Raw genomic sequence first — 13,431 nt, 5'->3', positions numbered from 1 at the left:
CGGGGCAAGAAGTGGGCTCAGTCGAAGAGGCGTCGGAAGACGTTCGTGTCGGCGAGGTCGACGAGCTCGTCGCCGCGCCCCGAGAGGATCGTGCGCATGGCGTAGAGCGTGAAGCCCTTCACCTGTCCGGCCGTGATCGCCGGTGGGATGGAGAGCTCCTGCCGCGCGGTCACCACGTCGATCAAGGCGGGCCCGTCGTGCGCGAATGCCGTCTCGAGAGCGCCGCGGAGGTCGTCGGGCTTCTCCACCCGCTGGCCGTGGATGCCGAGGGCGTTCGCGACGTCCGCGAAGTTCGGGTTGTCGAGCCCGGTGCCGTAGTTCACGAAGCCGGCGGCCTTCATCTCCACCTCCACGAAGTTGAGCGAGGAGTTGTTGAACACCACGATCTTCACCGGCAGCTTGTTCTGCCGCACGGTCAGGAGCTCGCCGAACAGCATGGCGAGCCCGCCGTCGCCCGAGAGCGCGATCACCTGCCGACCCGGGAACGCCGTCTGCGCCCCGATGGCCTGGGGCAGCGCATTGGCCATGGTGCCGTGGCTGAACGAGCCGATCAGCCGCCGCGATCCGTTCATCTCGAGATAGCGGGCCGCCCACACGACGGGGGAGCCGACATCCGGGATGAAGACGGCATCGGGCGTCGCCAGCTCGCTCACCAACCGTGTCAAATACTGCGGATGGATCGGCTCACGATTGCGGTCGTTGTCGGCCAACCCGTCGAGCTCTTTGCGCGACTTCGCGTAGTGCGCGCGCGACGATTCGAGGTGCTTCGAACTCTTCTTCTGCGTCAGCAGGGGGGAGGAGGGCGGCGATCGTGTCGCCGACGTCTCCGACCAACCCCAGATCGATGGGAGTGCGTCGCCCCAGCTGCTCGCCGCGGATGTCGACCTGCACGATCTTCGCCTTCGACGGATAGAACTGCTGGTAGGGGAAGTCGGTGCCGAGCATGAGCAGGGCGTCACAGCTCTCCATGGCGCGGTATCCGGAGGCGAACCCCAGCAGACCGGTCATGCCCACGTCGTAGGGGTTGTCGTACTCCAGGAACTCCTTGCCGCGCAGCGCGTGCACGATCGGCGCCTCCAGCCGGCCCGCGATCTCCAGCACCGCCGCGTGCGCGCCCTCGGTGCCCGCGCCGCCCAGGATCGTCACCTTCTTCGCCGAGTTCAGGATGTCGGCCGCGGCGGCGAGCGACGCGTCATCCGGCCGCACCACGCTCCGCGTCGGCACGATGGGGGCCGACTTCGCCCGACCGGCGCTCGCCGTGAGGAAGATCTCGCCCGGCACGACCACCACGGCCACCCCGCGCTTCTCGATGGCCGTGCGCATCGCGATCTCGAGCACCCGGGGCAGCTGCTCGGGCACGCTCACCATCTCGACGTAGACGCTGCACTCGCGGAACAGCTCCTGTGGGTGCGTCTCCTGGAAGTAGCCGCTCCCGATCTCCGCCGCCGGGATGTGCGCCGCGATCGCGAGCACCGGCACCCGGCTGCGATTGGCGTCGAAGAGACCGTTGATCAGGTGCAGGTTGCCCGGGCCGCAGCTGCCGGCGCACACGGCGAGGTCGCCCGTCAGCGCTGCGTCGGCCGCGGCCGCGAACGCTGCCGCCTCCTCGTGCCGCACGTGCTCCCAGGCCACCGCGTCGTTGCGGCGGATGGCATCCGTGAACCCGTTCAGCGAGTCGCCCGGCAATCCGTAGACCCCCTGCACCCCCGCATCCGCGATGATCTCGACGATGGTGTCGGCGACTGTCGGCATGGTGGACCCCGTTCCGTGATTCTGGCGTCGGACGCCCTCCACGCTACTCGCGGCCGGCCTCGGGCGGGTGGCCCTCGCGGCACCTGGCGCGGTCGGCCGACCGCCCCGACCGCCCCAATCGACACGGCCGCGCGGACCGGCCCGCGCCCACTCGGCTCAGGAGATGCGGTCCCGCATCCCGCCCTCGAGCTTCTGCAGCACTTCGACCACGGCGTCGCGCCGCTCGCCGAGCCCGCCCCGGGTGCTCCAGGCGTCGAGGTAGATCTTGAGCTTCGGCTCCGTGCCGCTCGGGCGCACCATCACCCGGGCGCCCGGCAGCGCGATCCGCAGCACATCGCTCGCGGGAATTGCTCCGTCAGTGTGGTTCAGATCGTCGATCCGCTCCACGGGGAGGCCGCCGATGTCGCTCGGCGGGGAGGTCCGCAGTCGCGTCATCACGCGGTCGATCTCGGAGAGGTCGGTGACCCGCAGAGAGATCTGCGCCGACCCGTAGTGCCCGAACCGCTCGCTGAACTCGTCGAGCCGGTCGGCGATCGTGCGACCGGATGCCGCGAGCTCCCGCGCGAGCGAGAGGAACGCGATCGCGGCCGAGATGCCGTCTTTGTCGCGCACCGTCTCGGGGTTCACGAGGTAGCCGAGGGCCTCCTCGTATCCGAACACGAGGCCGGGCGCGCGGGAGACCCACTTGAAGCCGGTGAGCGTCTCCACCCAGCCGAGTCCGTACGCCTCCGCCACGACGCCGAGGGCGGGCGAGGAGACGATCGAGCACGCCAACGTCGCGCCGGTCGCGCCGCCGGGTCGGGAGGCCGCGGCCTCGGCGGCCTGCCAGCCGAGCAGTTGCCCCACCTCGTTGCCGGTGAGGCGGCGGAAGCCTTCGGACTCGCGCTCGTCGGGCACGGCGATGGCCAGCCGGTCGGCGTCGGGGTCGTTCGCCACGATGAGGTCGGCGTGCGCGGCGCGTGCGGTCTCGTAGGAGAGGTCGAGGGCGCCCGGCTCCTCGGGGTTCGGGAACGAGACGGTCGGGAAGGCGGCGTCGGGCGCGATCTGCTGCGCCACGAGTTCGGGCCGGGGGAAGCCGGCCGCGTCGAGCACCCGGGCGAAGGTCTCCCAGCCGACGCCGTGCATGGCGGTGTAGACGACGGAAAGGGGCGAGCCGCCATCCGCTCCCGTGCGGGTCGGCGCGGACGCGAGGCGCGCAGCGGCGGCGACGTAGCGCTCCACGACGCCCTCGTCGGCGATCTCATGGTCCTGCGACCGCGGCACGTCGGGGAGCGCGATGGTCTCCGCCACGCGCAGGATGTGCGCCGCGATCTCCGCGTCGGCCGGCGGCACGATCTGCGAGCCCTCGTCGGCGTCGCCCAGGTAGACCTTGTAGCCGTTGTCGCGCGGCGGGTTGTGCGACGCGGTCACCATCACGCCGGCGCTCACGCCGAGGTCGCGCACCGCGAAGGCCACGAGGGGCGTGGGCAGCAGGCGCGGCAGCACCACGGCGCGCACGCCGGCTCCGGCCATGATCTCGGCCGTATCGGTGGCGAAGACGCGGGAGTTCTTGCGGCCGTCGTAGCCGATCACGATCGACGGACGGGTTCCCGGATGCGCGCGCTCCACGAGGAAGGCGGCGAGACCTGCGGCCGCCTGGCCCACGAGCACCCGGTTCATCCGGTTCGGGCCGGCCGCCAGCTCACCGCGGAGACCCGCGGTGCCGAAGGCGAGGCGCTCGCCGAAGCGGGACCGCAACTGGGCCAGGGCCTCGGGATCGCTCGACCCGACCGATTCGAGGAGGGAGCCGAGTTCGGCGCGCGTCTCCGCATCCGGATCCTGCGCCATCCACGCCACCGCCGCTTCGGCCAGGCGCTCGACGTCGTTGGGCAGGTCGTCGCTCCCGCCGGCGGGGGACTCGCGGTACTCGCTCACGGGATGCTGTCTCGACGTCGCCGTCACAGGGCCGTCACGACGCGGGCGAGCAGGTCGCCGATCACGCCCTCGGCGTTCTTGCCGGCCTCGATCACCTCGGCATGGGAGAGGGGGGTCTTCTGGATGCCGGCCGCGAGGTTCGTGATGAGCGAGAAGCCGATGATCTCCAGACCCGCCTGCCGGGCGGCGATCGCCTCGAGCGCCGTCGACATGCCCACGATGTGGCCGCCGATGGTCTTCGCCATCTGTACCTCGGCCGGGGTCTCGTAGTGCGGGCCGCGGAACTGTACGTACACGCCCTCGTCGAGTGACGGGTCGACGCCGCGGGCGACGTCGCGCAGCCGCTTCGAGTAGAGGTCGGTGAGGTCGATGAAGGTGGCGCCCTCGAGCGGGGAGTCGGCGGTGAGGTTGATGTGGTCGCTGATCAGCACCGGGGTGCCCGGGGTCCAGGTCTCCTTGATGCCGCCCGCGCCGTTCGTCAGCACCATGACCGAGGCGCCCGTGGCGGCGGCCGTGCGCACGCTGTGCACCACGCGGCGCACTCCGTGGCCCTCGTAGTAGTGAGTGCGGGCGCCGATCACGAGCGCGTGCTTGCCGTTCGGCAGGCGGATGGAGCGCAGCGACCCGACGTGGCCGGGCACGGCGGGCTCGCCGAAGCCGACGACCTCCGTGGCCGGGATGCTGGCGACCGTCTCACCGAGGAGATCGGCGGCCTTGCCCCAACCGCTTCCGAGGGTGAGCGCGACGTCGTGGCGTGCGACTCCGGTGAGTTCCGCGATCTGCGCGGCGGCCGCATCGGCCACCTCGAACGGGTCGGTGTCGGGCAGATCGAGGGGGTTCTGTGCAGGTGTCGCCATCCACCCACTCTATTCAATCGAGCAGCTTTCGCGCCGAGTCGGCCAGGCGTTCACTCCCGGTTGGTTTGGTGGGGATGCGCGGCTACGCGAGAATGACGTCATGGGCAATGAGTTCGAGCGCAAGCAGAGGATCGCCGTCGTCGGCGGAGGGCCCGGCGGATACGACGCCGCGATCGCCGGAGCGCAGCTCGGCGGCGACGTCACGCTCGTGGAGCAGGTCGGGGTGGGCGGCTCGGCCGTGCTGACCGACGTCGTGCCGTCGAAGACGCTCATCGCCGTGGCCGAGGCCACCAACGCCATCGGGGAGGCCGCCGACCTGGGCGTGCAGTTCTTCAGCCGCACCGAGACCGGGCGCCCGGTGCGTCCCGAGGTCGCGGTGAACCTCGCCGCCGTGAACAAGCGGCTGCTCGGTCTCGCGCGGCAGCAGTCCGAGGACATGCGGGCGAACCTCATCCGCGCCGGCGTCAAGATCGTGCAGGGGCACGGGCGGCTCGACGGACCCGACTCCGTCATCGTCTCCACGGCCGCCGGCCCCGAGGGAACCGACTTCGACCAGATCGACGCCGACACCATCGTCGTCTCCGTGGGTGCCAGTCCGCGCATCCTGCCGTCCGCCGTTCCCGACGGGGAGCGGATCTTCACCTGGACGCAGCTCTACAGCCTCACGTCGATCCCCGAGCGGCTCATCGTGGTCGGATCGGGTGTCACCGGTGCCGAGTTCGCCTCCGCCTACACCGCGCTCGGCTCGAAGGTGACGTTGATCTCTTCGCGCGACCAGGTGCTGCCGGGCGAGGACGCGGATGCGGCCGCCGTGATCGAGAACGTCTTCAAACGCAACGGCATGACGGTGCTCTCGAAGTCGCGCGCCGACTCGGTGGAGCGCACGGCCGACGGTGTGGTGGCGACGCTCTCCGACGGCACGAAGGTGGAGGGCACGCACTGCCTGATGGCGGTCGGGTCGATCCCGAACACCAAGGGCATCGGGCTCGAGTCCGCAGGCGTTCAGCTCAGCGACTCCGGGCACATCCGGGTGAACCGGGTGGCCCGCACGAGCGCGCCGAACATCTACGCAGCGGGTGACTGCACGACCTTCCTGCCGCTGGCATCCGTCGCGTCGATGCAGGGGCGCACGGCCATGTTCCACGCGATGGGCGACGCCGTGAACCCGACCGAGCTCCGCAACGTGGCCTCGAACATCTTCACCCAGCCGCAGATCGCGACCGTCGGATGGACCCAGCGGCAGATCGAAGAGGGCATCGCCCAGGGCGACATCTACAAGCTTCCGCTCTCCTCGAACCCGCGCGCCAAGATGATGGGCATCAAGGACGGCTTCGTGAAGCTGTTCGCGCGCACCGGGTCGGGGACGGTCATCGGCGGTGTCGTCGTGGCGCCGAACGCGTCGGAACTCATCTTCCCGATCGCCCTGGCGGTCGAGCACCGTCTCACGGTCGACCAGGTCTCCCGCGCCTTCACCGTCTACCCGAGCCTTTCCGGCAGCATCTCCGACGCCGCCCGCGCCATGCACATCGTTCTCTGACGCTGCGCGTCTGAAAACGCAAACGTCGCTCCGACCTCGCCCGTATAGGCGGCGATTGGGGCGACGTTTGCGATTCTGAACGGTATGCCGGGGTCAGGCCGAGATGTCGAGCAGGACGTGTCCTGAGGAGACGGTCGAGCCGACCGTGGCCGAGATGTTGCCGATGGTGCCGTCTTTGTGCGCGGTGATGGGCTGCTCCATCTTCATGGCCTCGAGAACCAGTACCAGGTCGCCCTTCACGACCTTGTCGCCCGGCTCGACAGCGATCTTCACGACGGTCGCCTGCATGGGGGCCTTCACGGAGTCGCCCGTGGCGGTGGAGAGGGCGGCGGCGGATGCTCCGCGGCGCTTCGGCGGGGCGCCGATGGTGCGTCCGCCCGGTGTCCCGTGACCGGCGGCGCGGGCGCCGGCGGCGACGAGCCGGGAGGGGAGCGCCACCTCCACGCGCTTGCCGTCGACCTCGACGATGACGGTGCGGCGCTCGGCGGCCGGCGCGGCGTCCTCGAGGGAGCCGCTCCACGGCTCGGCCGGGTTCTCGTACTCGGTCTCGATCCAGCGCGTGTAGATGCCGAAGGGCTCGCCATCGGCGGGCGCGAAGGCCTCGTTGCGCACGACGTCGCGATGGAAGGGCAGCACGGTCGGCAGGCCCGCCACCTCGAACTCGTCGAGGGCGCGGCGGGCGCGGTCGAGCGCATCCTCGCGGGTCGCCCCGGTCACGATGAGCTTGGCGAGCAGGGAGTCGAAGGCGCCGGAGATGACGCCACCGGCCTGCACACCGGAGTCGACGCGCACGCCGGGACCACCGGCGGGCTTGAAGACGTGGATCGGCCCGGGGGAGGGCAGGAACGACCGGCCCGGGTCCTCTCCGTTGATACGGAACTCGAAAGAGTGGCCGTGCGGCACGGGGTCGGCGTAGTCGAGTGTTCCGCCCTCGGCCAGGCGGAACTGCTCCCGCACGAGGTCGATGCCGGTGACCTCTTCGGAGACCGGATGCTCCACCTGCAGTCGCGTGTTCACCTCGAGGAACGAGATGGTGCCGTCCTTGCCCACGAGGAACTCGCAGGTGCCGGCGCCGAGGTAGCCGACCTCTTTGAGAATCGCCTTCGACGAGGTGTAGAGCAGCTCGGTCTGCTCGGCGCTGAGGTAAGGCGCGGGGGCCTCCTCGACGAGCTTCTGGTGCCGACGCTGCAGCGAGCAGTCGCGGGTGGACACGACGACGACGTTGCCGTAGGCATCCGCGAGGCATTGTGTCTCGACGTGACGCGGGTGGTCGAGGTACTTCTCGACGAAGCACTCGCCGCGGCCGAAGGCCGCGATCGCCTCACGGGTGGCCGACTCGAACATCTCGGGCACCTCGTCGATGGTGCGGGCGACCTTGAGGCCGCGGCCGCCTCCACCGAACGCCGCCTTGATGGCGACGGGCAGGCCGTACTCGGCCACGAACTCCAGCACCTCCTCGGCGCCGGAGACGGGATCGATGGTGCCGGGAGCCAGCGGCGCCCCGACCTTCTCGGCCACGTGGCGCGCGGAGACCTTGTCACCGAGCTTCTCGATGGCCTCGGGTGAGGGGCCGATCCAGGTGAGGCCGGCGTCGATGACAGCGCGCGCGAAGTCGGCGTTCTCGGCCAGGAACCCGTAGCCCGGGTGCACGGCATCGGCACCCGACCGGCGGGCGACGGACAGGATCTTGTCGATCACCAGGTAGGTCTCGGCGCTCGTGGTGCCGTCGAGGGCGTACGACTCGTCGGCCAACTGGGCGTGCAACGCATCCCGGTCCTGGTCGGCGTAGACCGCCACAGACGCGATTCCGCTGTCACGGGCTGCACGGATGACTCGAACGGCGATTTCGCCACGATTGGCGATGAGGACCTTGGTGATACGCGGCATAATGACCCAGCCTATTGCGGCATCCCATCGCCCAATTGGCATGTAGGCACAAAAATGACGCCCGAACTGGTCGCAGTGTCTACAACAGGGGCGTTTCCCAGAACGATGTCCAGTCGACGCCGAAGTCGTGGAGGAGGTCGCGGACCACGGGGAGTGACATGCCGATCACGGCTGAGGGAGCGCCGGTGATGGTGCGGATGAAGGGGGCGGCCAGCCCGTCGATGGTGAAGGCCCCCGCCACGAGCAGGGGCTCCCGCGACGCGACGTAGGCGTCGATCTCGGCGTCGGTGATGTCGTCGGCGAAGGTGAGTTCGGCGTGATCCGTGCGGCCGGCCGCCCCGTGGCGCACGCCGCCGCGGTGGTCGACCAGCCAGTGGCCGGAGTGCAGCACGCCCGTGCGGCCGCGCTGGGCGAGCCAGCGTTCCCGGGCCACTTCCGGCCGGTGCGGCTTGCCATAGGCCACGCCGTCGAGCTCGAACGCCGAGTCGCCCCCGAGCACGAATCCGTCGATCGGCGACCCGTCGGGCAGCACGCCCGGCGCGGCGACCGCCTCGGCTTTCGCCTCGGCGAGGAGCTGCACCATCGCATCCGCCGTCAGTGGTCCGTTCGCGGCGACGGCGCGTTCGACCGCGGCGTCCTCGTCGACCTCGGAGGGAACGATCACCGGCTCGATGCCGATCTGGCGCAGCAGCGCGAGCCGGGCGGGGGAGGTGGAGGCGAGGTAGAGACGCACGGGTCCGCCTTTGCTGTGAAATGCTCGGGGGATGGATCACCAGAACGAGCTCGTCGAGCTGGACATCGACAATGTAGCCCACGGCGGGGTCACGGTGGCGCGACTCGACGGCCGCGTGGTCTTCGTCGCCGACGCGATCCCGGGCGAGCGGGTGCTCGCCCGCATCGCCGACGACAGCAAGGCGTCGTTCTGGCGGGCCGACACCGTGGAGGTGCTGACCGCATCGCCCGACCGCCGTCCGCATGTGTGGGCCGCCGCCGGGCTGGAGCGCGCACCCGAAGAGCGCGCCGGTGGGGCCGAGTTCGGTCACATCGCGCTGGATCGTCAGCGCTCGCTGAAGTCGCAGGTGCTGACGGATGCCCTGCGCCGCTTCGGCCGGATCGAGCGCGCCGTCGAGGTGGAGCCGATCGGCGCGGATGCGGAGGCCGACCGGCGGCTCGAACTGGATGGAGAACGCGGTGAGTCGTCGCATCCGGATGGATCGTGGCGCGCGGCTGGCGGCAACCTCCATCGAGATGGCACCGCCGCGGGTGGTGCCGCCGCCGACGAGACACGCGCGCGGCGGGAGCCCGGCACGCGGTGGCGCACGCGGGTGCGGCTGCATGTGGGTCCGGACGGGCGGATCGGGCCTTACGCAGCCCGATCGCACACCGTCATCCCCGTCGACGACCTGCCCCTCGCCACCGAGGCCATCGAGGCCGAGGCGCGCGAGATCGCGCACGCGCTCCGCGGTGACGCCCAGGGTGCGGCCGCGGTGGAGTTCGTCGAGACGGCGGGTGGGGAGCTTCGGGTCTCGCTCGTGCCCGCCGAGCGCTCGAAGACCGGCGGCCGCGGACGCGACGGTGCGCGCGGTGCCGGGCGCGGTGCGGCCGGTCGAGACCGCCGCGGCGGTCGAGGTGGCAGGGCGGACGCGACCCCGTCCGGCCAGGGCGGAAGGCGCGGCCGGTCCGGGTGGGCGGATGACGGACTGGCCGACGATGCGCCGTCCGCGACCTCAGCCCGCGGCGGCCGGGCCGACTCCCGCTCGGCCGGACCGGGCACCACCGCACCCCGCGCATCCGGAACCGCTCCCGCCGACGCCCCCACCGCCATCGTCGAGCGCGTCGGCGAGCGCGAGTTCCGCCTGGCCGAGAACGGCTTCTGGCAGGTGCACCGCGACGCCGCCCGCACTCTGTCGAAGGCGGTCGGCGAACTGACGCGCGCAGACCTCTTCGACCCGCGCGCGGCGAACCACGACCTCTACGGGGGCGTGGGCCTGCTCGCCGCCGCGATCGGCGACCGCTTCGGGCCCGCCACCCGCATCACGAGCGTCGAGAGCGATCCGACGGCCACCGACCACGCCGCCGAGAACCTGGCCGAGTGGATCGGCGCCCGCGCCGTGACGGGTCGTGTGGACCGTTACCTCCTCGAGCTCGAGAAGCTCGCGGGTGCCGAGGACCGCCGCCGACTCGAAGCCGCGACCATGGTGATCGATCCGCCGCGATCCGGTGCCGGTAAAGAGGTCGTCGGGTCGCTCGTGCGCCTCGACGTCGCCCAGGTGGTCTACGTGGCCTGTGATCCGGTGGCGTTCGCGCGCGACGTGGCCCTGTTCCGTGAGGGCGGCTACGAGCTCGACGCCGTGCGCGCCTACGACCTCTTCCCGCACACGCATCATCTGGAGACCATCGGGGTGCTCGTCAAGGCGTGAACCGCACCGGTGCGCACCGGAGAGCCGCCGCCGTAGACTGAGGGCCAGTCTTCGCGAGGGGTGAACGGTGCACGACGACAGCGACGGGGCGGCAACGGATGCGGATGCGACCGTCCGTCCCGACCGCACCGTGCAGGTCGCGATCGTCGACGATCACGAGTCGGTACGCCTCGGCATCCGCGCCGCCTGCCGCGAGGCCGGCTACGACGTGGTGGCCGCCTGCCCCTCGGTGAGCGAGCTCTGGGTCGCCCTCGCCGGGCGCAGCTGCGACGTCGTCGTGCTCGACCTCAGCCTCGGCGACGACTTCACGGTGACCGAGAACGTGCAGCACGCGCGGTCCATGGGCGCCGCGGTGCTCGTGCACAGCATCGCCGACCGGGTGGGGCTCGTGCGCGAGGCGCTCGCCGCGGGTGCCGCGGGCGTCATCCCGAAGTCCGCGGCCACCAGCACCGTGATGGCGGCCATCGCCGCCGTCGCGCGCGGCGACGTGCTCAACAACCTCGAGTGGGCCAGCGCGATCGACGCCGACCGCGAGTTCGGCAAGGCCCAGCTGGCCCAGCGCGAACGCGACGTGCTGCACCTCTACGCGAGCGGGCTGCCGCTCTCGCAGGTGGCGTTGAAGCTCAACATCAAGGTGTCGACGGCGAAGGAATACCTCGACCGCATCCGCGCGAAGTACGTGGAGGTGGGCCGGCCCGCCCGCTCGAAGGTGGAGCTGTTGCGCCGGGCGGTGGAGGACGGCATCCTCGCCCTCGACGAACACGGACATGTCGAATAGCCCCACCCCCACGACGCGCGAGGCGCGCGGATCGCGCGGCGGGCAGTGGCGGGGTGCGGTGCCGGGCCCCAGGCCACCGCTCAGCCGGGCGCAGATCGACTCGACCCTGGCGCGCCTCGAGGGACTCTTCGGGTTCGTCTTCGCCCTGCTGTCCATTCCCGTGCTCAACGAGTCGGCCGCCACCCTCCGGCCCGAGTGGGCGTGGGCGGTGTCCATCGCGCTGTTCGGGTCGATCGGCGTCGCCTTCATCTGCTCGCTCGCCGGCCGCGGGGTGCGGATCAGCATGGGGGTGGTGGCGTGCGTCTTCGTGGTGACGCTCGTGCTCTGGCCGTTGGCCGTGCGCAGCCCCACGGCGGCCCTCGGCACGCAGCCCTGGCTCTGGTACATCGTGATCGTGGCGATCGGCGCGGCGGGCATCTCCTTCCCCACCTTCTGGGCGGCCGCCTACACCATCGCCGTGCCCGCGATCTTCGCGGTGCTGCGCGTGCTTCCGGCCGGGGGCGGCGCGCCGTGGGAGCTCGCACTGCTCGACGCGGTCTACGCCCTGCTGCTGGGCTCGTTCGTGGTGATGGTGATCACGGCCCTCCGCACCACCGCCAGCCAGGTCGACGAGGCGCAGAGCACCGCCGTGCGCCGATACGCGGATGCCGCCAAGCGGCACGCCGCCGAACAGGAGCGCACCCGGGTCGACACCGTGATCCATGACCGGGTGCTCTCCACCCTGCTCGCCGCCTCGCGCAGCCGCACGGCCGACGACCGGGAACTGGCCGTCCAGATGGCGCGCCGTGCCCTGGTCGCCTTGCAGAGCGTCGACGCGGAGTCCGAGGGTTCCGCCGATCTCCCGCTCTCGGTGCTGGTCGACCGGTCGCGTTCGCTGGCCGAGACGCTCACCGGCGAGATCGGGTTCTCGGTCGACGGCGACCTCGGAGGCACGGTGCCGGCCCGGGTCCTGGAAGGCCTCTATTCGGCGACGGTGCAGGCGATCGTCAACAGCATCCAGCACGCGGGCGACGGCGCCGCGCGCACCATCTCCGTGCACGGGCGCGGCACGCCCGGGCGACCCGAGGTCACCGTGGTGGTGGCCGACACGGGCACCGGGTTCGACGTCGACGCCGTGCCGCCCGACCGCCTCGGCGTGCGCATCTCGATCCGGGAGCGCGTGGACGCGGTCGGCGGCACCACCGACATCCGCTCCATCCCCGGGGCCGGCACGACGATCGCGATCACCTGGCCGGCACCCTCCGCGACGGAGGTCGGGGCATGATCTCGATGCCGCGCATCCTGCTGGTCGGACTGGCCGCGATCTTCTCCGCCTATCACCTCGTGCTCGGGCTGTACTCCCTCGACGTGCCACCGTCTCCGTGGCCCGCGGTCGTGGCGATGGCGCTCTACGGGGCGGCGACGGCCCTGAGCCTGGCGCCGTCGCCATCGATCCGGATGCCGCTGCCGATGGCGGCGGTCAACCTGGCCGTCTGCACCGTCGGCCTCATCCTCGTGCTCACGCAGCTCGATCCCCGCGTCGACAACGGCTACGCCACCTGGATCATCGGCGCCGTCGGCACCCTGATGACGATCACCGTGGTGCGCCAGCGCCCCTGGTTCGCCTGGGGCGGCATCGCGATCATGATCCTCACCGTGCTGCTGTGGTCGCGTGACATCTTCGAGCTGCCGTCGCTCGGCGTGATCGGCGGCCCCATCTGGGTGGGTGTGGCGCACGCCACCACGGTGGCCATCGTGCGGGCTTCGCGAGACGCCCGGCTGTTCGAGCGGGCCGAGCAGCGCGCCGCCGAGTGGCACGCCCAGGAGGAGGCCGAGTACTTCGAGCGCCGGGTGAGACTCGGGCAGATGACCCGGATGGTGGAGCCGATGCTGCGGCGGATCGTCACGAGCGACGGATTGCTCAGCGAGCAGGACCGGCAGGAGTGCCTGCACCTCGAAGCGGCGATGCGCGACGAGATCCGGGGGCGGCGTCTGCTCGACGACGCGGTGCGCCGAGAGGCGCTCGCGGCACGGCGACGCGGCGTGGAGGTGACCCTTCTGGACGACGGCGGCATCGACGACCTCGACCGAACGGAGCATGCCCGGGTGACCGCAGTGATCGCGAAGGAGATCGGGGAGACGACGGCCGACCGGGTCGTGGTGCGCACGGCGCAGCACGACGAGGACGTGGCCGTGACCATCGTGGGGCTGCGCGCGGCGGCGCCCGCTGAGGAGGAGGAACTCGACCTCTGGCTCGAGGTGCCGCGGAGCGGTGGGCCGGCAGAAAAAGAACCGGGGGCCGAATGA

General features: G+C 71.2%; 9 protein-coding genes and 1 pseudogene. 5 read left to right on the top strand and 5 right to left on the bottom strand.

Annotation, left to right across the window (positions count from 1 at the left end; genetic code table 11):
* Positions 1–17: 17 nt before the first annotated feature.
* The 3 genes and pseudogenes from poxB to ACFJGU_RS03045 all read right to left on the bottom strand — a co-directional run bounded on the left by poxB (position 18) and on the right by ACFJGU_RS03045 (position 4,523).
* Positions 18–1,752, bottom strand: a pseudogene (gene poxB, locus ACFJGU_RS03055) (ubiquinone-dependent pyruvate dehydrogenase).
* Between the two features lie 156 nt (positions 1,753–1,908).
* The gene (locus tag ACFJGU_RS03050; RefSeq protein WP_382310240.1) at positions 1,909–3,579 is read right to left on the bottom strand and encodes a phospho-sugar mutase; all 1,671 of its coding nucleotides are present in this window, start codon (positions 3,577–3,579) and stop codon (positions 1,909–1,911) included.
* A gap of 110 nt (positions 3,580–3,689) precedes the next feature.
* Positions 3,690–4,523, bottom strand: coding sequence for a purine-nucleoside phosphorylase (locus ACFJGU_RS03045; RefSeq protein ID WP_382307538.1), 834 nt, complete (start codon positions 4,521–4,523; stop codon positions 3,690–3,692).
* A gap of 100 nt (positions 4,524–4,623) precedes the next feature.
* On the opposite strand from ACFJGU_RS03045, the gene ACFJGU_RS03040 reads away from it, so the two are divergent.
* Positions 4,624–6,060, top strand: coding sequence for an NAD(P)H-quinone dehydrogenase (locus ACFJGU_RS03040; RefSeq protein WP_382307536.1), 1,437 nt, complete (start codon positions 4,624–4,626; stop codon positions 6,058–6,060).
* Positions 6,061–6,153: 93 nt separating this feature from the next.
* On the opposite strand, the gene ACFJGU_RS03035 is transcribed toward ACFJGU_RS03040, so the two are convergent.
* Entirely contained in the window at positions 6,154–7,947 is a 1,794-nt protein-coding gene (locus ACFJGU_RS03035) for an acetyl/propionyl/methylcrotonyl-CoA carboxylase subunit alpha (protein ID WP_382307535.1), read from the bottom strand.
* A gap of 79 nt (positions 7,948–8,026) precedes the next feature.
* Positions 8,027–8,680: a Maf family protein gene (locus tag ACFJGU_RS03030; RefSeq protein WP_382307534.1), complete on the bottom strand. Its 654-nt coding sequence runs from the start codon at positions 8,678–8,680 to the stop codon at positions 8,027–8,029.
* 31 nt (positions 8,681–8,711) lie between these two features.
* Here ACFJGU_RS03030 and ACFJGU_RS03025 point away from each other — a divergent pair, with 31 nt between their 5' ends.
* The 4 genes from ACFJGU_RS03025 to ACFJGU_RS03010 all read left to right on the top strand — a co-directional run bounded on the left by ACFJGU_RS03025 (position 8,712) and on the right by ACFJGU_RS03010 (position 13,431).
* On the top strand, positions 8,712–10,367 hold the full coding sequence (locus tag ACFJGU_RS03025) for a class I SAM-dependent RNA methyltransferase (protein ID WP_382307532.1): 1,656 nt from the start codon (positions 8,712–8,714) through the stop codon (positions 10,365–10,367).
* Between the two features lie 130 nt (positions 10,368–10,497).
* Positions 10,498–11,145, top strand: coding sequence for a response regulator (locus tag ACFJGU_RS03020; RefSeq protein WP_382310239.1), 648 nt, complete (start codon positions 10,498–10,500; stop codon positions 11,143–11,145).
* Entirely contained in the window at positions 11,135–12,409 is a 1,275-nt protein-coding gene (locus ACFJGU_RS03015) for an ATP-binding protein (protein ID WP_382307530.1), read from the top strand. The genes ACFJGU_RS03020 and ACFJGU_RS03015 overlap by 11 nt, the downstream gene beginning before the upstream one ends.
* The gene (locus ACFJGU_RS03010) at positions 12,406–13,431 is read left to right on the top strand and encodes a hypothetical protein (RefSeq protein ID WP_382307528.1); all 1,026 of its coding nucleotides are present in this window, start codon (positions 12,406–12,408) and stop codon (positions 13,429–13,431) included. The genes ACFJGU_RS03015 and ACFJGU_RS03010 overlap by 4 nt, the downstream gene beginning before the upstream one ends.

Source organism: Herbiconiux sp. UC225_62 (assembly GCF_042694625.1).
In the GTDB taxonomy this organism is placed as follows: domain Bacteria; phylum Actinomycetota; class Actinomycetes; order Actinomycetales; family Microbacteriaceae; genus Herbiconiux.
The sequence above is the reverse complement of the archived record's forward strand: the minus strand, read 5'-3'. Positions and strand labels throughout refer to the sequence as shown.